The sequence below is a fragment of the Deinococcus aquatilis DSM 23025 genome (assembly GCF_000378445.1).
GTDB classification, from domain to species: domain Bacteria; phylum Deinococcota; class Deinococci; order Deinococcales; family Deinococcaceae; genus Deinococcus; species Deinococcus aquatilis.
Genome location: NZ_KB899699.1, coordinates 110,276 through 132,164, shown reverse-complemented (window position 1 = coordinate 132,164; position 21,889 = coordinate 110,276). Strand labels below are relative to the sequence as shown.

The following is a 21,889-nucleotide window of genomic DNA, read 5'->3' as shown; positions in this document are numbered from 1 at the left end:
CGATCCGAATTTATCGTGAATGATTTCACTTGCTTCTATTTTCTCACTCCCTTACCCCAACCTTTCCACCGTACCAGCCAACCGCGCCCGCTCTGCTACAAAGGCCATCCGGTGCGAATCCAGTGACTCAACCAGCGGAGTCGGCGGCCCGGACTCGCCCCGCAGATACGCCAACCACGCGGCCACCAACCCGGTATCCCCGCCGCCGTGATTGCCCGCCGCGTCCACCGTCCAGCGCTCTGTCTCATTCGTGCGGAAATCATGCAGTTCCAGCTCGCCGCGCTCCATCTGGGCACGTAATTCACCGTGGGTGCCCATCAGCTTGAGGGTGCGCGTGTTGTTGTGCGTGAAAGCACTGACCGTGAGCTGGGCCACCACACCGTTGGCAAACGTGACCGTTACGGCCTGATGATCCGCAACGTTGTTGCCACCGCCATAAACGCAGCGGCCATACGGTCCATGTTCCAACGCGTCGGCCAGCGTGATCCCGCCCGCCGTGAGCACCGTGACCGGCCACAGCGCCGCGTCCCGCTCGCCGTAAATGACGCGGGCATCATAGGGGCACCCCGTCACCGTGCACGTCACGCAGCGGTCTGATGCTCCCGCCGGGGCTTCTTCGGGCCGGAAATGATGCAGGCCGCCCTCACTGGACACCCGCACGGGGGGCGCACCCGCGAACCAACGCAACAGGTCCAGATCATGCCCGCTTTTGGCGAGGAGGAACGGCGCGGCCGGTGGACTGGCCCGCCAGTTTCCCCGCACGAACGAATGCGCGTAATGCCAGTAGGCCACGTTTTCGGCGTGCTGAATGCCCACCAGTCGGCCCAGTCGCCCAGATTCCAGCACCGCCCGTACCGCGCCAAAAAAAGCCGTGGCCCGCAGCACATGGCACACCGTGACCCGCCCAGCAGATGCCGCTTCTGCCGCCAGCAACCGTTCCAGTTCGGATTCCTGCAAGCAGATCGGCTTTTCCAGCAGGACGTCGTAGCCCAGCGCCAGGGCTTGCAGGCACGGCCCCACATGTGCGTGGTCGGGAGTGGCGATCACCAGAGCATCTGCCACCCGCCCCAGCGCAAAAAAAGCATCGGCGTCGGCAAAGCAGGCCCCCGCGTCCAGCCCATGCCGTGCGGCGACTTCGGCCAACCGCGCAGGCCGAGGCTCGATCAGGTGTGTGATCCGTGCGCCCAGTGCGGCCAGATGACGGGCGTACACGTCGGCCCCCCGGTTGCCGCAGCCGAGGACGGCAACCGAGATCAACGGCGTTCCACGCCCCAGCCCACGCCGCGCGGCCTCTGCACCGTTCCGGCCTGCCACTCCAGCCCCGTATAAGGGTCGTCGGCCAGCAGCAGAGCGCCGTCGAGGTCGGCCCAGTCGCACGCGCCCGCCAGATGGGTGGCCGCCGCGATGCCCAGCGAGCTTTCGATCATGCAGCCCATCATGACTTCAAGGCCGTGTGTGCGGGCCAGCCTCAGCGCATGGAGGGCTTGCAGCGGCCCGCCCAGCTTCGCCAATTTCAGGTTCACGCCGTCGAAGGCCTCCGCCAGCGCAGGCACGTCCGACACATGGTGCAGGCTCTCGTCGGCCACGATGGGTACGCTTGCCACGGCCCGCAGCGCGGCATGTCCGGCGAGGTCGCCCGCCGCGAGGGGCTGCTCGACAAATTCCACCTGTGCCGCCTCCAGCACGCCCAGCATGCGTTTGGCCTGCGGACGCGTCCACGCGGCGTTGGCATCCACACGCAGGGCCACACGCGGGGCTTCCTCGCGCAGGGCTTCCACGATCTGCTCATCCTGCGCCGTGCCCAGCTTGACCTTCAGAATGCCGTGCCCCCGCGACACAGCCTCCCGCGCCTGCCGCCGCATCTCGGGCAATTCGGCCAGACTGACGGTATAGCTGCTTTCTGGAATGGGAGCAATGGGGGAGAGGCCCAGCAGCCGCCACACCGGAAGCTCCACCCGGCGGGCACACCATTCCAATACGGCCATTTCCAGCGCACATTTGGCGCTCGGATGGTCGAAGGGCATCAGGCGCGTCAACCGGGAATGCAGGCCGTCCCAGTCCCACGGATCAGCGGAGATGGCCCCGGCCAACAGCGGCAACACCGCCTCCACCGTGCCCCGCGTTTCGCCGTAAAAGGCGTTGGGGGCCGCCTCGCCCCATCCGGTCACGCCCTCATGCGTGAGGCTGACGAACGTACGCGGATACACCGAATGTGTCCAGCGGGCAATCCCGAATGGCTGCGCGGTGTGAAGTTCCTGCGTTTCCCAACTGATCTGCACGCTCAAGCCGTCCACCGCCCGAAGCCCGTGCAGGTGTCCTGCAATCTCGTGCCGTACTCGCCTTCCTCAAAGGTCTCCACCGTGACCCGCATGTGCGTCGCATTGGCATGGATCATCCGCCGCCCATCCAGCATCACGCCCACATGACCGGGAAAAAAGGCCAAGTCCCCGCGCTGCGCCACGTCCACCGCCGTCAATTCCTGCTGTTGCAGGTCGGCGTCGCGGGGCAAAGCCCGCCCGAACGCCGCGTAAGCCAACTGCGACAGCCCTGAGCAGTCCAGCCCCCACGCCGATCTGCCACCCCAGACATACGGCGTTTCCAGAAACCGTAAGGCGAAGTCGGCAGCATCCCCTTCTGGCACAGCAGCAAAGCACACCGCCTGCACCCACGCCGCCGCGCCGTCCGGCAGCAGCACCGGCCACCAGACCCGCCCGCCCTCGGTCACGCTCTCGCCGCCCCCCCGCACCACGGCGGCCTCGAAACACAGTTCAGCCAGAATGGGGGAGCTGATCTTGGGGCGCGCATACGCATGGGCACGCAGCGCCGTCAGCTTCAGCACTTCTCCTGCTGGCAGGCCGCCCAGCAGCCCCGCCGCCCGCACCCAGCCCGGATAGCCGTCCGGCCCGGTCTTGATCCAGGCCCATTCGCCTTCCCGCAGCAGCACCGACAGCGCCTCACCCGGCAGCGCCTCACTGACCTGTGCGGCCTCCCAGTTCGGCTCGGCCCGCAGGCTCAGGCGTGCGTTCCCGGCCCAGCCCGCTTCGGGGGTCAGCCACTGCCAATCCGCGCCTTCCAAGCGGCCTTCTAGGGTGCGTTCGGCTGCCCGCCGAACAGGGTCATAAGCGTGCAGGCGCGGGTCAAGGGTCGAAATCACGGTCATGGCCTCAGCCTAGAGCATGCAGCGGACATTGTTTACAGATACCGCGTCATCCACCGCGCCCAGTTTTCCCCCAACACACCCGCCCGCAGTTCGGCTGGCAGGGCGTCCACACTGGCAGGCACATCGCGGTAAGCGTCCACGCCCGCCGGACATTTCTCCTGCCCGAAGCCGCCGTCCAGATCGGTGCCCAGGGCCACGCGGTTCCAACCGATCAGGCCCGCATAGTGCGCGGCGTGGGCGGCCAGAGAAGACAGCGGCGCACGCGGATCGCCGTCCTGCCAGTCGGCCTGCAAAAACTTCGAGTGATACACCAGCCCGATCACGCCGTCCTTGTCGGCGATGGCGCGGGCCATGTCGTCGGTCAGGTGGCGGTTGCCCGCTATCAGAGCGCGGCTGTTGGCGTGCGTGGCGATCATGCGTGGATGCAGTTCAGCGGCGTCCCAGAAGCTGGCATCGTCGAGATGCGAGGCGTCTAGAGCCAGGCCGAGATCGGCCATCGCGCCCACCAACTCCCGCCCCGCTGCCGTCAGAGGGCCAGGGGCTTCCGTGCCGCCTGCATAGCGGGTGCGCCCCCACGCCGGGCCGATCACGCGCACGCCCGCCGCCGCCCAGAACGCCAGATCCTCCACGTCCCGCACGGGGTCGGCTCCCTCCATCAGCAGCACCACTCCGGGCGCCGCCTCCTCTGACGCGAGGTGGGCCGCCACTTCCTCACCCGTCCTGAGCAGGCGTAGATGCCCGCCGCCCTCCCAGCGCTGGTACTGCTCCAGTTGCCTCAGCGCCTGCTGCCGCGCTCCCGCATGATCGGTGTAGCCGTCCGGACTCTGGGCCGTACGCGGCAGGGCAAACAGCGTGCCAAAGCACACGCGCAGGCCCGCCGCCCGCAATTCCGAAAAGGTGACGGTGGCCGTTTCGCCCGCCACCGGATCAGTACGCCGCAACGCCGCCAGCGGCAACGTCAACTCCCGGCCCAGCCCGGCATTGAAGGCCAGATCCAGATGTCCGTCGATCAGCAGTGGCCCTGTCGTCACAGAAAAGTCCATAGGCCCGTCATTCTAGGCCCGGCCACCGGAACAACTCGCAGGAGGGGAGCACAGGTGATGGACAGGCCGTACAGAACACAAATTCTGCCTTCCTTCACGCCGCGCCGCCCACCGCCAGCTTCCCCGAATCTTGACCTTCCGCGCCCGCCCATCACGCATGACGCTATGCTGCCCCGCGTGCGTTCCCTCCAGTTCCGACATGGTCAGGCCACACTGCGTTACGACGGGGCGGGACAGGGTGAGCCGATGGTGCTGATTCACGGCCTCAGCGGGTCTAGCCGCTGGTGGCGGCGCAACGTGCCTGTGTTCTCCCGGTCCCACCGCGTGTATGTGCTCGATCTCGCCGGATACGGCGGCGCACGGCGGCAGCGGTCGCTGGGCGTGCGTGAGGACGCCGCACTCATCGCCGCGTGGCTGGACAACCAGAACCTGAACCACGTGACCCTGATCGGCCACAGCATGGGCGGCCACATCGCCCTGCACGTGGCGGCCCTGCGCCCACAGCGGATCGACAATCTGGTACTGGCCTGTGCCAGCGGTCTGCTGGACGGCCATCCGGTGCAGGTGGCACTTCATTTGCCGCGTGCTCTGGCAACGGGCCGCAAATCGTTCATGCCCCGCATCCTGCTGGACGCCGCCCGCGCGGGTCTGCCCAACATGTGGCGCAGCACCGTTCACCTGCTCGGAGACAACATTCTGGACGTGTTGCCCGGCCTGAATGTCAGAACGCTGGTGATCTGGGGTGCCCGCGACGCACTGGTTCCGGCCCGGCTGGGACGGGCGCTCGCTGCCGCCATCCCCGGCGCACGCTACGAGGAGATCGCGGGTGCAGGACACGTGGTCATGGTGGACGCCCCGGACAAGTTCAATGCGCTGGTGCTGGACTTTTTGCATGAAGGCCAGCAGACGTGAAGACTGCCGCTGGAGCTTCCCCCCACAGTCCATCATCTTCCGGCAAATCACAGTTCACCCGCGTGAACGGCCTGCAGACCCACGCCTGGGTACGCGGCAACGGCCCCCCGCTGGTGCTGGTGCCGGGGCTGGGCTGCGCGTCGTGGATGTACGTGCGCGTGTCGCGCGAACTGGCCCGCGAGCGCACCGTCTATGTGTACGACCCCCCCGGCCACGGCTTCAGCGAGGGCCGCCGCGACTATCCGCGCAACATCGAAGACCTGACCGACCATCTGGCGCAGTGGTTGGTGGCCTGCGGCCTGAACTGTGCGCCGCTGCTGGGGCACTCTCTGGGAGGCGAGGTGATCTTCGATCTGGCAGCCCGCTATCCCACCTGCACCTCGGCGCTGATCGCCTGTGCTCCTACCGGTATCCCGGAAAACCCCAGCGTCACCATGCAGTTTCTGCGCCTGCTGCGCGACCTCCCGCATGAGCGCCTGCCCCTGTTGCTGCCCGCCCTCAGCGCCTATTCCGTCAGCAGCCCCGCCCTGATGCTGCGGCTGGCGACCGACCAGAGTCACCACGACACTGGCCCGTTGCTCAAAAAAGTTCAGGTACCCACGCTGCTGCTTGACGGAGACCTGGATTACGTGATCCGGGCGTGGACCGTGCGCGACCTGCGCCGCGCGATTCCCAACGCACTGGTCAAAACGGTGCCGGGCGGAACCCACGCCCTCACCGATTCGCACCCCAAAACAGTGGCCCGCTACACGCTGGACTTTCTGAGGGTCGTCGAGGCCCACGCCCGCAGCGGAGAACCTGAAGCGATCTTTCCCGCATGACTGGGGCCTCCTGCAGAGGTTTGTCAGTCCATTGCCTCCGAAAAATAGCCTTCTGGCGCAATTGAATTGCCGTGACCTGCCCCTCTAGCCAGGTTAGCGCAACTCTATTGCTCAAATCGTCTGGATGGATGCTAGACTCGGTCAAATGTTCGAGGATACCCACGACCACCACGTCCTGCTGACACCCGGCCCCACCCCGATCCATCCCCGTGCCCAGAAGGCCATGATGCGCGGGATGCTGGGCCACATGGATCCGGAAGTATTCGCGCTGAACCGCGAGATTCAGGCCGACCTGCGGGTGATGTACGGCACAGAACCCGAAGCCTTTACCGCGCTGCTGGCGGGCACGGGCAGCCTCGGCATGGAAGCGGGCTTTGCCAATCTGGTCGAACAGGGCGACGAAATTCTGGTGTGTGCCAACGGCAGCTTCGGACGCCGCATGGCGGAGATGGCAGCCCGCTACGGCGCTCATGTGCGTCTGGTCACGGCCCCACTGGGCGAAGCCATCAAGCCCGAAGACGTGGCGGCGCACCTCGACGGCGTGGCGATGGTGGCCGTCGTGCACGGCGAGACGAGTACGGGCGTGCTGAATCCCGTGCCCGAAATCGCCAAACTGGTGCGCGGCAGCGGCGTCCTGCTGACCGTAGACGCCGTGACCACTGCGGGCATGGAGCCTTTTCATATGCAGGAATGGGGCGTGGACTACGCCTACACCGGCGCACAGAAATGCCTGTCGGCCCCGCCTGGACTCGCGCCGATTGCCATCAGCGAACGCGCTTTTGCCCGCTACGCCGCACGCCGCACGCCCACGCCTCTGTGGTACTGCGACTTTGAAGGCCTGCGCGATTACTGGGTTGAGCATACCTACCACCACACCATTCCCGTGAACCTGCACTACGCCTTCCACGCCGCGTTGCAAGCCGCACTGGAAGAGGGACTGGACGCCCGGAAACTGCGTGTGCAACAGCTCGGGCAGGTCATCACGCGCACCCTCGCACCGCTGGGCTTCTCGCATTATGTGCGCCGCGAAGAAGACCGCCTGCCCACCGTTCTGGCCCTGCGCCTCCCGGCAGGCATGGACGATGCCGCCGTGCGTCTGGCCCTCCGCGCCCGTGAAATCAGCGTGACTGGCGGCCTTGGCCCCACCGCTGGAGTCATCTGGCGTCTGGGGTTGATGGGAGAAGCCGCCCGCCCCGCCCCCTACCGCGCCCTGATGGTGGCCCTCGAAGACCTGCTGGGCGCACCCGGCCTCACGATGCGCTACGAGGCAGAGCTGGAAGCAGCAGGATTGGTGAGCGAGAAGACCGCCGTGCTGGTGTAAAGGTTGAGCCATCAGGACCGGAGATAACCCCATCACAGAAAGGCGCATCTACACTGGCAGATGCGCCTTTCTGTTGTCTTCCCTTTGCTCAGCAGCCCTACATTTTCCCTGTGCGGATCACGTCGGCAATCACAGGCGGCAGGTTCCACGCCATGATGTCGAAGGCGCTGGACGCAAAATCATAGGTGACCTTGTGCAGCGACACTTTCGGCCTGCGGCCCACACAGTCCACGATTGCGACATCTGCCCCCGGCTCGTGGTTCAGGCTCAGGCCCACGCTGCCCGGATCGAGAAAAGTCGTGTCTCCGACCACCCGCACAAAGGGCACATGCGAGCCGCCAACCACGATCACGCGGGAGCTGAGGCTGTCGGCCAGGGCTTCAAGTTCCCGCTCCTGCGCCATCAGGTCTATCCGGTCTTCGGGATTGTGAGGCGAGCCGTGAAAAAAGCGCACGCGGCCCACCGGAGTCATGATCCGGCCACCGGGCGGCAGGCGGCGCAGGTAGTCGTTTTGCTCTGGCGTCAGCATCTTGCGCGTCCACGTCAGGACCTGATCGGCCACGCCCTTGCGCTCCGAGCGTTCTCCAAGTTCCATGGATACACGCATGTCGCTGCTGCCCAGCCCGGTGGCCCAGCCCTCGCGCCGCACGAAGTCGATCACCGGGCCGGGACTCGCGCCGTATCCCACCAGATCACCGACCACGACCACCTGATTGACAATATTTTCAGATAAAAACCGTTTCACGGATGTCAGCGCGTGAATGTTGGCATGCAGGTCACTGATAAACGCGATTCTCAAGGTCTGTTTATCCTAGCAGCCCAGCAGCGCGGTGCGGCGGAAAATCCCCCAAAGGGGGCGGGTACGACCTGCGGTCAGTTCTGCGGCGCGTGTGCTGGTGGTCAAGAAGAAGAGCCTGCTGGCCGAAGAATCCCGCTTCCGGGCGCGGTGAAGGCCACTGCCCTCATCAACTCTTGAGCGTAGGGGGTGCAGTCACGGCGGTTGCTCACCCCCGCCCGCCTTACAATGCGCGGGTGCGTGTCTCGCCCTCCCTGTCCTCTGCCCTGCTTGCCGCCTCACTCGGAACATTGCTGGCCCTGTGCGGATTACCGCTGGGCTGGAGCGCCCTGAGTTTTCTGCCGCTGGCCGCGCTGCTGGCCTTTGCCGCACAGGGCCGCAGTGCCCGCAACGTGGCAGGCCGCGCCTTCTGGGCGGGCACCGCCTACAGCGCCGTCCATCTGTGGTGGCTCACCACCTTTCTGGGCAAACTGTTCGGCTTTTCACCCGCAGGCGTGCTGGCCTTCGCTCTGTTTGCCCTGGAAGGCGGATTCCTGGCTGGTATGGCCTGGCTGGTGGGCCGCCTGTTCCGCTCGGCGGGAGCGCGGGTGTGGGGACTGGCGGGCGGCTGGGTCGTGCTGGAATGGCTGCGCTTTCTCGGCCCGCCTGCCTTTCCCTGGCCCACGCTGGGCTATACGCTGCTGCCCACGCCCGCCATTCAGATTGCCGACCTGGGCGGCGTGCTGCTGGGCAGCGTGCTGGTCGCGGCCACGGCGGCGGCGCTGGCCTGTTTTGTGGGCGCCACATTTGGGGGCACGCTGCAACAGCAGGGCAGTGGATGGGGGAGACGCCGCCCACTGCTGCTGATGGCGGCGGCCTGGGCACTGGCATTCGCCTACGGTCTGACGCGCACAGCGGGCAGCGGGCCAGAGACGCCGATGCTCCTGCTGCGAACCACCATCGATTCCTTTGGCCGCGCTTCCCGCCAGCTGACGGCACAGGAGCAGTTCGACTTGCAGGCCGACCTGACCCGCGCCAACCGGCGCCCGGAAGAAATTGTCGTGTGGAGCGAGAGCAGCATCGGTGATCCATCCCTGCTGCCCGCCGTGCCTGCAGCCGGAATCTACGGTGTGAGCCAGATGGAACCTCGCCGCAACTCGGTACGCACCTGGGACGGTGGCCGCGTGACTTCCGAAACCGACAAGGCCCGTCCGGTTCCCTTCGGTGAATACTTCCCGTTCCGGCAGGCTCTGGCCCCGGCCTGGAGCCTCATCGAGCGCAGCATCGGCGTCTCTCTGGAAAGTGTGCCGCCCGCCAAAGTGATCAGTCCTCTTGAACTGAACGGCGTTCAGTACGGCGCGTATGTCTGCTACGACAGCGTGTTTCCGTGGGTGGCCCGCGTGCTGGTCGGCAAGGGTGCACAGGTGCTGGTCAACGTGTCCAACGACGGCTGGTACGACGGCTGGGGCGTGCAGCAGCATTTCATGATGGGCCGGGTGCGGGCCATAGAAACGCGGCGCTATGTGGTTCGGAGCGTGAACGAGGGCATCGCCGCAGAAATCAATGATCTGGGCCAGCCGGTGCAGACGCTCGCCTCCGGTCAGGGCGTCCTGCATGCCCGCCCACTGCGCCTGACCGGTCAAACCCTGTTCGTGCGCGTGGGCGACGGGCTGGCGCTGGGGTTGGCCGCGCTGATGCTGATCTTCGCCGGAATGCTGGATCGGCGCTCCCGCCGGACGCTGTAGCAGATAAAAGCTTTTGACACCGTGTCACACGCTGAAAATCAGCCAAGCTCACAGGAAGGCCGAGAAGGGCCGCCGAGAGCAGGTTGAGGGGGAAAATACCTACACGGTCCTGACCTCAGGTTTCGTGGGAAAAGGTCTGACCATCCAGATTGAGGGGAAAGAACACTGAGGGACGATCTCACCCCGCCGTTGATAAGGCTTGTTATCATCGGTCCGTATGTCCGACACTTCCGCTCCTGTGTTGTATTCCGGCGACCGCCTGGCCCAGGCCCGCGCTTTTGCTGGCCTGACCGACGAGGCCCTGCGCGTGCGGGCCATCCGCGCTGCCCGTGACAAAGACTTTGAAGACCTGTGGGCGCTCACGCTGGCCTGCCTGAGCAGCGACACCAGCGCGGGCGTGCGCGTCAGCCCCCATACCCTGCGGGCCTACAAAACGGGAGTCAGGGTGGTGGTGGACCATGCCAGCGCCCACGCCTGGAACCTGACGCATCCGGGTCGCCGCGAACCCGCACTGTTCGTGGCTAGCCTGAGTGCCTCGGGCCTGAAACCCGCCACCGTACAGGCGCGGGTGGCCGCCGCCTCTGCCCTGTACCGCGCCCTGCGCTGGGCCGGGGCCACCGACGCCGACCCTTTTGGCGACGTGAAGCGCCCCAAAGACCGCACCAAGGGCATCGTGAAGAATCCCCCGTACCGCGCTGATTTTGTGCAGGCGATGCTGGCAGAAGCCGACGCGCAGGAAGCGGTGCTGCTGCTGCTGCTCACGCACGCGGGGCTGCGGATTGCCGAGGCGCTGGCGGTGGAATGGGGCCAGATCGACCTGCGGCGCAGGCGGCTGCTGGTGGCACATGGCAAGGGCGATAAGGCCAGAATCGTGCCGCTGAGTGCGAAACTGCGGGAGGCATTGGAGGCACTGAAAGCGGAAACGGTGTCCACGCCGACGAGCCGCCTGTTCACCTTTTCGGCCTATTCCAGCGCCTACGAGCGGTTGCAGAAGCTGGCGCTGAAGTGCGGGCGCGAGCATGAGTTCCGGGGCTTTCATGCAGGGCGCAAATACGCGGGGACACAGCTGTACGCCGCCGTCAAGGACTTTACGCGGGTGGCCGGGTTTCTGGGGCACGAGCAGGTGGATACCACACGCCGATATGTGGAACTGCCCGAAGACGATCTGGATGAGGTGATGGAGGGATTCATTTAGGGGTCTTCCCTGCCCGGTGTCGGCGCGGCTAGACACCACGGCGCGTCGCCGTTTGGCTGCGGCATTACACTGGCTCCAGAACCCATCATTTGCCCCACGTTATTCTGGAGGAGTTATGACCGCCCATGCGAATCTCAGCAAGCAGAACCCGCCCGTGAAATCAGGCGACCCGATCATCAAGGCCGTCGACGTCCACAAGCATTTCGGTGCCTTTCACGCCCTGCGCGGGGTGAACATGTCGGTGCAGTCGGGCGAGGTCGTGGTCATCATCGGGCCGTCGGGCAGCGGCAAATCCACCTTTATCCGCACCATCAACCGCCTCGAAGCGCACGATCAGGGCACCATCATCGTGGACGGCATGGAACTCAAGGACGGGCAGAATCTGGACGCCATTCGCCGGGAAGTGGGCATGGTGTTTCAGAGCTTCAATCTGTTTCCGCACCTGACCGTGCTGCAGAACGTGTCGCTGGCCCCGATCCGGGTACGCAAGCAGCCCAAAGCGCAGGCCGAAGCGCGGGCGATGGAATTGCTGACCCGGGTGGGCATCGAGGAACAGGCCTACAAGTATCCGGCCCAGTTGTCGGGCGGGCAGCAGCAGCGGGTCGCCATTGCCCGCGCCCTGGCGATGGATCCCAAGGTGATGCTGTTCGACGAACCGACATCGGCCCTTGATCCCGAGATGATCAAGGAGGTGCTGGACGTGATGAAGGGCCTGGCGGGCAGCGGCATGACCATGCTGTGCGTCACACACGAGATGGGCTTTGCGCGGGAAGTGGCCGACCGTCTGGTGTTCTTCGATCAGGGCAATATCGTGGAAGACACCACGCCGGAGCAGTTCTACAACAACCCTCAGCACGAGCGGGCCAAAGCGTTTTTGAGTAAAGTGCTGGGCCACTGAACGTAGGGCGAGGCCAGCATCACGAAAGGCAGCCGGGGCGACGACGCTTCCGGCTGCCTTTCTGTTGAGCGGAGACCCATCATTGGCTTCAGGTATCCAGGTCTCCTTTCTTGGCCCCCGTCAGGAACCGGATGGCTCCGGGAAGGATTTTGGCGGTAAAGGGAGTCGTTTCTTCGTGCAGTTCGCCGTCGTATTGCAGCGGGAACGGTTCGTCGGACACCACGCTGACTTCTTTGGCTTCCACAGTTTCGAGGTTGCCGCTGAACAGGGGATCGCCCAGATTCAACTTGGCCCGCACCGAGTCGATCAGGTTGGGCACCAGTCGCATGATGTTGCCCGCCTTCAGCAGCACCACAGTGAAGCGGCCATCGCTGGGGCTGATGTCGGTGGTGATGGGCAGGCGGTAATTGGCCATGCCGAAGTTGGCGACCATCACGCCGATGCCTTCAAACTCCCGCTTCTGGCCGTCCAGCACGAGGTGGAAGGTGGTCTTTTTGGGATTGAGCTGCTTCATCGCGCTCATGACGTAGGCCATCGCGCCGAATTTTTCCTTGAGCTCCTCGGAATCGCGGATCATGGCGGCGTCGGCTCCAGCTCCGGCCAGCATGGCAAAGCCGTGGGTCTCTCCCCTGACTTCCAGTTCTCCCAAATCCACCCGGACCACGTGTGCACCTGCCACCACCTGCGCCAGAGCCAGCGGCGTGCGGGGCAAATCCAGATTCTGGGCGATCAGGTTGGCGGTGCCTGCCGGGTAGGCCAGCAGCGGCACATTCTTGTATCGGCTGGCATAGGCGAGGCTGCTCACGGTGCCGTCACCGCCCGCGCCGACCACCACATCGAAGGCCGTGATGTCTTCCACGTAGCTGCTCATGGGTTTTTCCGGGGTCAGCTCACGCTCGGTCACCTGTGCGCCCGCCGCCCTGAGCAGCGCTATAAACGCGGGCAGATCGCTGTCGCCCTGGCCGCTTTTGGGATTGAAAACCACCATCACCCGCTTACCGGCGAGGGGAGCGAGGGTGGCCTGATCTGCGTCAGAAAGCGCTGTGAACAATTCAGCGTTGGGGGGGGTGATTTGACCGGTCATACACGGCTCATTAGACTGCCCGCACGGAGGCTCTTTATGGCGCGTTTCTTGGTGGGTTCTTTACTGATGACTGGGCTGTTTCTTGGTTCTCTTTCTTCCTGTGCGCCGCGTCAGCAAACCAGCACCGAGCGGTTTGTCGCGGTTAAGCCAGTGCTGTACAAAGTTTCTGCTCCAGTAGTTCGCGGCGGCACGCTGACCGTTCAGGGTCGTTATCTGGGCGGCCCAGCCAGCGCCACCATCCGAATGGGTGCAGCCTACGATGGAAGCGGCGGTTTCGACCTGCCTGCCGCAGCCATTCAAAGCTGGACGCCCAGCGAAATCACCTTTACGGTGCCGTCTGACCTGCCCCCCGGTGGCGCTTATGTTTACGTCACTGTCGGTAGCCTCAAGTCAAACCCAATCTCTTACAGCATCGGCCAGTAAGGATGGAGGGTTGGGGGCGGCCTGCCGGTGCGGGGGCCGCCCTCTCCCCTGTTTTGGCGCTGGACTGTGGCCTCTGCGCCACCTTCCCCATTCATTCCCTCCCCGCCGCCCTGTAGACTCCGGGGCGTTATGGCGATAGACCGGCCCAAGGGCACCAAAGATCACCTGCCGGATGGCAGTCCGAAACTCAGTCTGGATGTTCAGGCCTCTGCTTTCGCTCATGTGCAGGAAACGGCGCGGCGCGTGCTGGAGCGTGCTGGAGCGCAGTTTATGGCAACGCCGCTGTTCGAGGAAGCCGAGTTGGTCAAGCGCGGCGTGGGCGGCAGCACCGATATTGTTCGCAAAGAGATGTTTACGGTGTATTACTTTGGCGATCATGGCGGGTTTATCCTGCGGCCAGAAGGCACCGCTGGAATGGTGCGTGCCTACCTGCAAAACGGGCTGAAGCAGTTGCCCGCGCCGCTGAAACTCTGGACGCATGGCCCGATGTTCCGCGCTGAAAACGTGCAGAAAGGCCGCCTGCGTCAGTTTCATCAGGTGGATTACGAGGTGTTGGGCAGCACAGACGCACTGGTGGATGCCGAGGCGATTGCGCTGATGGTGGATGTGGTGCGGGCGCTGGGGCTGAGTGGCGTGCGCGTGAAGCTGGGCAGCATCGGTGATCCGGCAGACCGGGACAACTACAACGAGTATCTGCGCGGGCTGTTTACGCCGCACCTGGAGCATTTATCGGACGATTCCAAAGACCGCCTGACCCGCAACCCGATGCGGATTCTGGACAGCAAGAGCGCCGAGGATCAGGACCTGATTCGTGAACTCGCGGTGCGGCCCATGCTGGACTTTCTGGGCGCGGAGGCGTCGGCACACTTTGCAGAAGTTCAGGCGTATCTGGGCGCGTGGGGCGTGGAGTACGACCTGGACCCCAGCATCGTGCGCGGGCTGGATTACTACCGCCGCACAGCGTGGGAACTGCACCACGAGGGCGTGGGCGCGAAGTCGGCGCTGGGCGGGGGCGGGCGCTACGACGGCCTCAGCGCTCAGCTCGGCGGGCCGGAAGTGCCGGGGATCGGCTGGGCCTTTGGAATAGAACGGCTGTTGCTGGCGCTGGAAGCCGAGGGCGTGAGCCTGCCGGGAACGCCGGGGCCGCTGCTGTATCTGGCGGCCATGGACGCTGAGAATGTGGGCTTGGCCGCGCAGATTGCGCGTTCTGCGCGGGCCGTGGCGCGGGTGGAATTCGCGTACAAGGCCCAGAAACCCGGCAACGCCTTCAAGGACGCCGAACGCCGCCGCGCCCGCTACGCTGCCGTTATTGGCACCGATGAGGCCCTGCGCCGCGTGCTGAACCTCAAGAATCTGGTGTCGGGCGAGCAGCGGGAAGTGGCGCTGGACGACCTGAACACCGTCCTCACCGAACTGGAGAACAACTGATGAAACGCACCTGTTACGTGGCCGAACTTGGCCCCACCCACGCCGGACAGACCGTGACCTTGCAGGGCTGGGTCAACCGGGTCCGCGATTTTCCCGAGCAATATTTCGTGATCTTGCGTGACCGCAGCGGCATCGTGCAGCTCACCATCGAGTCGGACAATCCGGCATACGGCGTCGCCAGCGAACTGCGCGGCGAATTCGTGATCGAGGTCACGGGCTTGGTACGCGAGCGCGGCGAGGCCCAGCGCACGGACGCCTATCCGACGGGCGGCATCGAGGTCATTCCCACGGCCCTCAGGATTCTGAATGCGGCCACCACGCCCGCTTTTCAGGTGGACGGCACGCCGATCACCGCCGCTGAGGACATTCGCCTGAAGTTCCGCTATCTGGACCTGCGCCGCCCGGAAATGCAGCGCAACCTGATGCTCCGCAGCAAGGCGGTGGCGTCGGTCACGCGCTTTCTGGATGCGGAAGGGTTTATTCAGGTGGAAACGCCGATGCTCACCAAGTCCACGCCCGAGGGTGCGCGTGACTTTCTGGTGCCCAGCCGCCTGAATCCGGGCGAATTCTACGCGCTGCCGCAGTCGCCCCAGCTCTTCAAGCAACTGCTGATGATCGCCGGATTTGACCGCTATTACCAGTTGGCCCGCTGTTTCCGCGATGAGGATTTGCGGGCAGACCGCCAGCCCGACTTCACTCAGCTCGATATGGAACTGAGCTTCGTGGAGCAAGAAGACGTGCTGGAGCTTCAGGAACGGCTGCTGGCGGCAGTCTTCCGCGACGTGCTGGGCACCGAATTGCCGCTGCCCTTCCCGCGCCTGTCCTACTTTGAGGCGATGGACAAATACGGCTCCGACAAGCCCGACCTGCGCTTTGATTCGGCCTTTGTGGATGTCACCGACCTGTTTGCGGGCGGTGCGTTTCAGGCTTTTGCCAGTGCCAGCAGCGTCAAAGTCATCGCTGCACCCGAGCTGACGCGCAAGCAGATCGATGCGCTGGAGCGGGTCGCCAAGCAAAACGGAGCAGGAGGCCTAGCGTGGCTGAAGCGGGACGGCGACGGATTCACGGGCGGCATCAGCAAATTTGTAGGCGATCAGGCCGCAGAACTGATTTCACGCACGGGGGTCGCGGCGGGCGGAACATTGCTGTTTGCGGCGGGCGACTGGCAGAAGGCGGTGACGGCGCTGGGGGCGGTGCGCCTGGCCCTTCGCGACCTGTTCGGGTTGGCGGCGGGTGGACAGTTCCACGTCTCCTGGATCACCGAATTTCCGCAGCTCGAATACGACGAAGCCAACGCCCGCTGGACGTATATGCACCATCCCTTCACGGCCCCGCACCCCGACGATATTCACCTGTTCGGCACCGAGCGGCAGGGCGAGATTCGCGCTCAGGCTTACGACCTCGTGCTCAACGGCTTCGAGATCGGCGGCGGCAGCATCCGAATTCATGACCCCGCCGTGCAGGAAAAGATGTTCGAGGCCATCGGCTTTACGCCCGCCGAGGCCCATGCCCAGTTCGGCTTTTTTCTGGATGCGCTGGCAGCGGGCACGCCCCCACACGGCGGCATCGCGTGGGGTTTTGACCGCCTGCTGATGGTGATGGCCGGAGCGCAGAGCATCCGCGAGGTTATCGCCTTCCCCAAAAACAACCGGGGCGCGGATCTGATGGCCCTGGCTCCGGCCCCAGTCGATGCCGACCAGTTGACGGAAGTCGGCGTTCAGGTGGCGACGCGGGTGGAACTGGAATAAAGCTGAATGTGGTAACGCGTTGAAGGGAGAGGCGTGAGCATTGGCCTCTCCCTTCTCTTGTTGTGCTACTTGGTTGGGGAAAAGTAAGTGAAAGTATTCACGACAAACCTGGATCGTGAATAGTCTATTTGCATTCAATTGATTCTCAGGGGGTCACCAGGGTCGCCGCGTCCACCAAGTCGAGGAAAAGCTGGTGCAGACGCGGGTCTGGAGTCAGCTCGGGGTGAAATGAACTTGCCAGCAGGCGGCCCTGGCGGGCCAGCACGACCTGTCCATCCTGCTCGGCCAGGATATCCACGCCCGTACCCACGCTTTCGATCACGGGGGCGCGGATGAAGACGGCGGGAAAGGGCTGTTCCAGACCGGTCACAGCCAGCGGCGTGGTAAAGGAGTCCACCTGCCGCCCGAACGCGTTGCGGCGGATGCGAATATCCATCAGGTGGAGGCTTTCCTGCTTGCCAAATTGAGGCGGCGCACCTTCGATGTCGCGGGCCAGCAGAATGGCTCCGGCGCAGGTGCCCCAGATGGCTCCACCGCGTGCGTAAAAGTTGCGCACGGGCTGCCAGAGGGCGTAATCGGTCATCAGGCGGGCCATCGTGGTGCTTTCACCACCGGGCAGAATCAGGCCAGAGAGGCCGTGCAGATCGGCAGGTAGACGTACTTCTTTAACTGCCGCACCCAGAGTTTCGAGGCGCTGGCGGTGTTCACGGAATGCGCCTTGCAGGGCCAACACGCCGAGTTGGGGCTGGGTCATAGGGAAAACCTCATGGGAAACGGGGAGAAGGCGGTGGGCCGTCTCCCCTGTTGGAGTGGGGTGTATTACCAGCCGCGAGAAGCGAGGCGCTCGGCGGGGATCAGGTCGTCGATGTTGATGCCGGTCATGGGTGCGCCGAGGTTTTCGCTGATCTCAGCCAGCATGTCGGGGTTGTCGAAGTGGGTCACGGCCTTCACGATGGCGTGGGCGCGGCGCTCGGGGTTGTCGCTCTTGAAGATGCCGCTGCCCACGAAGACGCCGTCCAGACCGAGATGCATCATCAGGGCGGCGTCGGCGGGCGTGGCGATGCCACCGGCAGCGAAGTTGACGACAGGCAGCTTGCCGTGGGCGTGAACGTACTGGATCAGGTCGTAGGGAGCCTGAAGATCGCGGGCCACTGTCATCAGTTCTTCGGGCGGGCGGGTCTGGATGGCGCGGATTTCACCCAGGATGGTGCGGGCGTGGCGCACGGCCTCGATCACGTTGCCGGTTCCGGCCTCGCCCTTGGTGCGGATCATGCTGGCCCCTTCCCCGATGCGGCGCAGGGCCTCACCGAGGTTCTTGGCCCCGCACACGAAGGGCACCTTGAAGCCGTGCTTCAGGATATGAAACTGGTCGTCGGCGGGGGTCAGGACTTCGGATTCATCGATAAAATCCACGCCGAGGGCCTGCAAGATCTGCGCTTCCACGATGTGGCCGATGCGGGCTTTGGCCATCACGGGAATGGTCACTGCGCCGATGATTTCCTTGATCATGCTGGGGTCGCTCATGCGGGCCACGCCGCCATCTTTGCGGATGTCGGCAGGCACGCGCTCGAGGGCCATAACGGCAGTGGCCCCGGCAGCCTCGGCAATACGGGCCTGATCGGCGGTTACCACGTCCATGATCACGCCGCCCTTGAACATTTCGGCAAAGCCTTGCTTGATCTGCTGGGTTCCGGTCTGGGAATCGGTCATGAAGCTAGGGTAAAGAAAATCTGACCCCAGCGATAGGGTCAGATTGCGGATATAAATGGGGTCAGTCTGAACGGTGGTCTCGTGCAGCGCGGGCCACCTGACCGATCACCTCGACGAGTTGGGAGGGTCGGAAAGGTTTGACGAGGTAGGCAGCGATCAGTGCGTCTCCGAGATCTGGAACCTGTGCGGCGCGGTTGAGGCCCGACAGGAAGACGACGGGGGGCAGGCGGGCACCCAACGCGGCGTGCAACTGGCGCACGGTTTCAAAGCCGTCCCAGGGCGTCATCAGGATATCGAGGACGATCACGTCGAAGGGCTGGGACTGGGCGAGAGCCAGAGCGTCCGGGCCGCTGCGGGCGGTGGTCACGAGGAAGCCGCTCATGGTGAGGGTCAGGTCGAGCAGTTCCAGAATCTGGGCCTCATCATCCACGACGAGCAGATGCAGGCCTGCGCCTTCCTCGTCCGGGTCGGTCATGGCAGGAGCGCCAGGGGGTCGACCGTTTGCCCGCCGAGGCGAATCTCAAAATGGAGGTGCGGCCCGGTGCAGATGCCGGAGCAGCCGACGTAACCGAGCAATTGGCCGCGTGATACGGTCTGGCCCGCAGAAACAGCGGTGCGGCTCATGTGGCCGTAGACCAGTGTGGAGTTGCCACTGGCCGTGAACACGTTCAGGCCGTAATCGCCGTAGCCGCTCTGGGTCACGCTGCCGCCGGAAGCCGCGTAGATGGGAGTGCCTGTCGGTGCGGCCAGATCGATGCCGCCGTGGAACACCTGCTGATGGAAGGGAATATCGCGCTCTGCGTAGCGGCTGGTCAGGCGGTAGGAGCGCATGGGCCACGCGAGGCCGCCGCCTGCCGTGACGCGGTTGCCGGGAACGTCGCGGCCCACGTTGGAGCTGGCGGCAGTGGTGGTCGCGGCAGCACGTTCAGTTGCAGCCTGCTGCTGGGCTTCACGCTCACGGGTGCGGCGGGCCGCCTGAGCCGCCTCGAACTGCACCTGACGCTGGTAGGCCGCGATCTGACGCTGGCGCTCGGGGCTGGTTTTCCAGGCGAGGTAGGCTTCGTATTTGGCCTGATTGGCGTACTTCTCTTCCAGACGGGCGCGTTCGCGGTCTTTTTTCCACTGCGTGAAGCGGGTGTACTGGGCCAGGATGCGGGCGTCGGCTTCGGCTTTCTCTTCGTTCTCGCGGCGCTCCACAAGTTGCTCGTGAAAATTCTGGGCCAGGATACCGGGCAGAAGAAGTTCATCCCCGACGCCGAGTTCAGTGGGCAGCACGCCGTTGGCCTGCGCGGTCGCCTGAAGGTCTGCGCCGTAGCCTGCGATCAGAGAAAGGGCCGTCTGACCGGGTTTGATCCGCACGAGGACGCCTGTTTCGGCGGTGGGAATGCGCACGGTTTCGCCTGCCCGCAGGTCGTCCAGACTCTCGCGCTCCAGATTGGCGCTCAGAAGTTCGACCAGGGTCAGGCGGAAGCGGCGGGCGATGAGGTCGAGGCTTTCGCCGGGGCGGACGGTGTGGTCGATGACCGACGTTGGCCGCACTGGGGCGGCGGCAACCTGCTCGGAATTCAGCTTGATGCGGCGCACCCGGACTCCCGGCTCGCGTGCCGGCAGCAGATCGACTGCCTCTGCGGGCACGCCGTAGCGCCGGGCCACTGCCGCCGAGGTCTGGCGGGCATCGGTCACGATCAGCAGGGTGGGGGCGGCAGAGTCGCGCTTGAGGGATACGGCGGGCACCGGCTGGAGCAGTGCGGTGGGATCGGGTAACAGGGGCAGGGCGTCTGCAGCGCTGGGCAGCGACGCGAGAAGGGTCAGAGTGAGGGCGTTCCGGATCAGGAGGCGGGAGGGTGAGACGGGGCGAGAACGGTCAGGCACTAACAAACTCCGGTCAGGGGACAGCCGCCTGCCCATGAGGGAAACAGGCGGCGAGAAAGAAGGAAAGGCAGGGAATTCAGCCGCCTGCAAGGGCCTGCAGGAACTCGACGTTGTTGCGGGTTTTGCCCATGCGCCCGAGCAGCATTTCCATCGCGTCTGCCGGGTCCATGTCGCTGATGACCTTGCGCATCAGCCACATCTTTTTCAGGACTTCGGGCTGAAGCAGAAGTTCCTCGCGGCGGGTGCCCGATTTCAGGATGTCCATGGCCGGGAAGATGCGGCGTTCTTCGAGGCGGCGGCTCAGGACGAGTTCGGCGTTGCCGGTGCCCTTGAATTCCTCGAAGATCACATCGTCCATGCGGCTGCCGGTTTCGACCAGCGCGGTGGCCAGGATGGTCAGGCTGCCGCCCTCACGGATGTTGCGGGCCGCGCCCAAGAATCGCTTGGGCCAGTGCAGCGCGTTGGAGTCGAGGCCTCCCGACAGGGTGCGCCCAGTCGGGGGCGTCACGAGGTTGTTGGCGCGGGCGAGGCGGGTGATGGAGTCCAGCAAGATCACCACGTGGCCGCCCTCCTCCACGATCCGGCGGGCGCGTTCATGCACGAATTCAGCCACCCGCACATGGTGCTGGGGCGGCTCGTCGAAGGTGGAGGCGATCACCTGTGCGCCCTGCACGCTTTCGCGGAAGTCGGTGACTTCTTCGGGGCGCTCGTCGACCAGAAGGACCATCACCGTGACATCGGGATAGTTCCGGACGATGGAATTGGCGATCTTTTTGAGCAGCGTGGTCTTGCCTGCCTTGGGCGGCGCGACGATCAATGCACGCTGGCCCCGGCCAATCGGCACCAGCAAGTCCACGACGCGCAGGCTCAGGCCGTCGTCGATACCGGGTTCTTCCAGAACAAGTTGAATGTCTGGAAAGGTGGGCGTGAGGTCGTCGAAGCGGGGGCGGCGGCGGGCGGCTTCGGGGTCGAGGCCGTTGACGGCTTCCACCTGAATCAGCGAGCCGTAGCGCTCGTTCTCACGCGGCTTGCGGGCGCGGCCAATGACCTCGTCTCCGGTTCGCAGGTGAAACTGCTTGATGACCCCCGCCGTGACCAGCACGCTGCGGGAGGCCGGGTCAAGCAGGTCGGATTGAAGGAAGCCGTAGCCGTCGGCGCTGATTTCCAGAATGCCGCGGGCCAGCACCTGCCCGTCACGCTCGGCCTGACGCTCCATGATTGCCAGCGACAGGGCGTCTTTTTTGAGCTTGCGGTAATTTTCGATGCCGTATTCGGCGGCGATCAGGTGCAGCTCGGGCAAAATCTTCTGCTGAAGCTCGTGAAACGGCAGGGCCACCTGAGACTGAGTGTCTGTCATAGACACCGACCCGACGATGGCCGTGGGCCGTTTCTATTGAAATAAGCGGCTTCTGATTCTGAAAACACCGCTCCATCTGTAAAAAATTTCATGTTCTCACTCCCTATAGGGAATTGTAAACGCAACCTGTTCAGGAATCCATGACCAAGTCGTCAGTAGCGGAAGGCTGCATGCTGTTGCAGCAGGCTGTGTACGGCACATATCAGGGGAATCGGGAGGCCAATAGTGCGGCACCGCTGCTCCACTGCTGTTGTCCGTATGACCTAGCATACCCACAAGTGGCAAGGGGGGTCTGTAAATGTCTGGCAATGGCCGGAACTGCACAGTCAACACCGGGCCTCTGTCATCTGACGCATTGACCGTTGCCATCATGCCGCCCTACCATGAGCATCGCCCC

20 protein-coding genes are annotated in these 21,889 nt (G+C 64.6%); 9 read left to right on the top strand and 11 right to left on the bottom strand.

Translation table 11 applies throughout. The features are described from left to right. Positions 1-51 precede the first annotated feature (51 nt). From F561_RS0104680 to F561_RS0104665, 4 genes are read right to left on the bottom strand one after another with little or no spacing between them, the layout of a single operon-like run. Positions 52-1,314, bottom strand: coding sequence for a Gfo/Idh/MocA family protein (locus F561_RS0104680; protein ID WP_019008790.1), 1,263 nt, complete (start codon positions 1,312-1,314; stop codon positions 52-54). After that, complete coding sequence (locus F561_RS0104675) at positions 1,254-2,294, bottom strand: dipeptide epimerase (RefSeq protein ID WP_019008789.1); 1,041 nt, start codon at positions 2,292-2,294, stop codon at positions 1,254-1,256. The genes F561_RS0104680 and F561_RS0104675 overlap by 61 nt, the downstream gene beginning before the upstream one ends. Beyond that, complete coding sequence (locus F561_RS0104670; protein WP_019008788.1) at positions 2,282-3,160, bottom strand: C40 family peptidase; 879 nt, start codon at positions 3,158-3,160, stop codon at positions 2,282-2,284. Before F561_RS0104670 ends, F561_RS0104675 begins: the two co-directional genes overlap by 13 nt. Before the next feature lie 32 nt (positions 3,161-3,192). Then, positions 3,193-4,203, bottom strand: coding sequence for a dipeptidase (locus F561_RS0104665; protein ID WP_019008787.1), 1,011 nt, complete (start codon positions 4,201-4,203; stop codon positions 3,193-3,195). Between the two features lie 165 nt (positions 4,204-4,368). Here F561_RS0104665 and F561_RS0104660 point away from each other — a divergent pair, with 165 nt between their 5' ends. From F561_RS0104660 to F561_RS0104650, 3 genes are all read left to right on the top strand, one after another. Continuing rightward, positions 4,369-5,115 (top strand): alpha/beta fold hydrolase, encoded by a 747-nt coding sequence (locus F561_RS0104660; protein WP_019008786.1) that lies wholly within the window; start codon positions 4,369-4,371, stop codon positions 5,113-5,115. Between the two features lie 62 nt (positions 5,116-5,177). Next, positions 5,178-5,936, top strand: coding sequence for an alpha/beta fold hydrolase (locus F561_RS0104655; RefSeq protein ID WP_040379861.1), 759 nt, complete (start codon positions 5,178-5,180; stop codon positions 5,934-5,936). A 145-nt stretch (positions 5,937-6,081) separates the two neighbouring features. Next, a complete protein-coding gene (locus tag F561_RS0104650; RefSeq protein WP_019008784.1) occupies positions 6,082-7,257 on the top strand; it encodes an alanine--glyoxylate aminotransferase family protein in 1,176 nt (391 codons plus the stop codon). Between the two features lie 97 nt (positions 7,258-7,354). Here F561_RS0104650 and F561_RS0104645 read toward each other — a convergent pair whose 3' ends face one another. Continuing rightward, positions 7,355-8,056: a metallophosphoesterase family protein gene (locus F561_RS0104645; protein WP_019008783.1), complete on the bottom strand. Its 702-nt coding sequence runs from the start codon at positions 8,054-8,056 to the stop codon at positions 7,355-7,357. A gap of 233 nt (positions 8,057-8,289) precedes the next feature. Between F561_RS0104645 and lnt the strand changes: the two genes are divergently transcribed. The 3 genes from lnt to F561_RS0104630 all read left to right on the top strand — a co-directional run bounded on the left by lnt (position 8,290) and on the right by F561_RS0104630 (position 11,870). Next, complete coding sequence (lnt, locus tag F561_RS0104640; RefSeq protein ID WP_157451563.1) at positions 8,290-9,777, top strand: apolipoprotein N-acyltransferase; 1,488 nt, start codon at positions 8,290-8,292, stop codon at positions 9,775-9,777. Positions 9,778-9,994: 217 nt separating this feature from the next. Continuing rightward, positions 9,995-10,972, top strand: a complete 978-nt coding sequence (locus F561_RS0104635; RefSeq protein WP_019008781.1) for a tyrosine-type recombinase/integrase — start codon at positions 9,995-9,997, stop codon at positions 10,970-10,972. 115 nt (positions 10,973-11,087) lie between these two features. After that, positions 11,088-11,870 carry an amino acid ABC transporter ATP-binding protein gene (locus F561_RS0104630; RefSeq protein WP_019008780.1) on the top strand — a complete coding sequence of 261 codons (783 nt, stop codon included), beginning with the start codon at positions 11,088-11,090 and terminating at the stop codon, positions 11,868-11,870. Between the two features lie 88 nt (positions 11,871-11,958). Here the strand turns inward: F561_RS0104630 and F561_RS0104625 are convergent, their stop codons facing one another. Beyond that, on the bottom strand, positions 11,959-12,954 hold the full coding sequence (locus F561_RS0104625; protein WP_019008779.1) for a diacylglycerol/lipid kinase family protein: 996 nt from the start codon (positions 12,952-12,954) through the stop codon (positions 11,959-11,961). Positions 12,955-12,990: 36 nt separating this feature from the next. Here F561_RS0104625 and F561_RS0104620 point away from each other — a divergent pair, with 36 nt between their 5' ends. From F561_RS0104620 to aspS, 3 genes are all read left to right on the top strand, one after another. Then, positions 12,991-13,377, top strand: a complete 387-nt coding sequence (locus F561_RS0104620; protein WP_019008778.1) for an IPT/TIG domain-containing protein — start codon at positions 12,991-12,993, stop codon at positions 13,375-13,377. A 129-nt stretch (positions 13,378-13,506) separates the two neighbouring features. Continuing rightward, a complete protein-coding gene (hisS, locus tag F561_RS0104615; RefSeq protein WP_019008777.1) occupies positions 13,507-14,805 on the top strand; it encodes a histidine--tRNA ligase in 1,299 nt (432 codons plus the stop codon). After that, complete coding sequence (gene aspS, locus F561_RS0104610; protein WP_019008776.1) at positions 14,805-16,553, top strand: aspartate--tRNA ligase; 1,749 nt, start codon at positions 14,805-14,807, stop codon at positions 16,551-16,553. The genes hisS and aspS overlap by 1 nt, the downstream gene beginning before the upstream one ends. 145 nt (positions 16,554-16,698) lie before the next feature. Here aspS and pdxT read toward each other — a convergent pair whose 3' ends face one another. The 5 genes from pdxT to rho form a co-directional block, all read right to left on the bottom strand. Continuing rightward, positions 16,699-17,307 (bottom strand): pyridoxal 5'-phosphate synthase glutaminase subunit PdxT, encoded by a 609-nt coding sequence (gene pdxT, locus F561_RS0104605; RefSeq protein ID WP_019008775.1) that lies wholly within the window; start codon positions 17,305-17,307, stop codon positions 16,699-16,701. Between the two features lie 65 nt (positions 17,308-17,372). After that, positions 17,373-18,263, bottom strand: coding sequence for a pyridoxal 5'-phosphate synthase lyase subunit PdxS (gene pdxS, locus F561_RS0104600; RefSeq protein ID WP_019008774.1), 891 nt, complete (start codon positions 18,261-18,263; stop codon positions 17,373-17,375). 61 nt (positions 18,264-18,324) lie between these two features. Next, entirely contained in the window at positions 18,325-18,738 is a 414-nt protein-coding gene (locus F561_RS0104595) for a response regulator (protein WP_019008773.1), read from the bottom strand. Beyond that, a complete protein-coding gene (locus tag F561_RS0104590; protein WP_245556425.1) occupies positions 18,735-20,135 on the bottom strand; it encodes a peptidoglycan DD-metalloendopeptidase family protein in 1,401 nt (466 codons plus the stop codon). The genes F561_RS0104595 and F561_RS0104590 overlap by 4 nt, the downstream gene beginning before the upstream one ends. A 76-nt stretch (positions 20,136-20,211) precedes the next feature. Continuing rightward, positions 20,212-21,492: a transcription termination factor Rho gene (gene rho / locus F561_RS0104585; protein ID WP_019008771.1), complete on the bottom strand. Its 1,281-nt coding sequence runs from the start codon at positions 21,490-21,492 to the stop codon at positions 20,212-20,214. Positions 21,493-21,889: the final 397 nt, after the last annotated feature.

Coding starts and splice junctions, on each gene's coding strand:
- F561_RS0104670 (WP_019008788.1), bottom strand. CDS start 3,160: ATGACCGTGATTTCGACCCTTGACCCGCGCCTGCACGCTTATGACCCT.
- F561_RS0104665 (WP_019008787.1), bottom strand. CDS start 4,203: ATGGACTTTTCTGTGACGACAGGGCCACTGCTGATCGACGGACATCTG.
- F561_RS0104660 (WP_019008786.1), top strand. CDS start 4,369: ATGCTGCCCCGCGTGCGTTCCCTCCAGTTCCGACATGGTCAGGCCACA.
- F561_RS0104650 (WP_019008784.1), top strand. CDS start 6,082: ATGTTCGAGGATACCCACGACCACCACGTCCTGCTGACACCCGGCCCC.
- F561_RS0104635 (WP_019008781.1), top strand. CDS start 9,995: ATGTCCGACACTTCCGCTCCTGTGTTGTATTCCGGCGACCGCCTGGCC.
- F561_RS0104630 (WP_019008780.1), top strand. CDS start 11,088: ATGACCGCCCATGCGAATCTCAGCAAGCAGAACCCGCCCGTGAAATCA.
- F561_RS0104625 (WP_019008779.1), bottom strand. CDS start 12,954: ATGACCGGTCAAATCACCCCCCCCAACGCTGAATTGTTCACAGCGCTT.
- F561_RS0104620 (WP_019008778.1), top strand. CDS start 12,991: ATGGCGCGTTTCTTGGTGGGTTCTTTACTGATGACTGGGCTGTTTCTT.
- hisS (WP_019008777.1), top strand. CDS start 13,507: ATGGCGATAGACCGGCCCAAGGGCACCAAAGATCACCTGCCGGATGGC.
- aspS (WP_019008776.1), top strand. CDS start 14,805: ATGAAACGCACCTGTTACGTGGCCGAACTTGGCCCCACCCACGCCGGA.
- pdxT (WP_019008775.1), bottom strand. CDS start 17,307: ATGACCCAGCCCCAACTCGGCGTGTTGGCCCTGCAAGGCGCATTCCGT.
- pdxS (WP_019008774.1), bottom strand. CDS start 18,263: ATGACCGATTCCCAGACCGGAACCCAGCAGATCAAGCAAGGCTTTGCC.
- F561_RS0104595 (WP_019008773.1), bottom strand. CDS start 18,738: ATGACCGACCCGGACGAGGAAGGCGCAGGCCTGCATCTGCTCGTCGTG.
- rho (WP_019008771.1), bottom strand. CDS start 21,492: ATGACAGACACTCAGTCTCAGGTGGCCCTGCCGTTTCACGAGCTTCAG.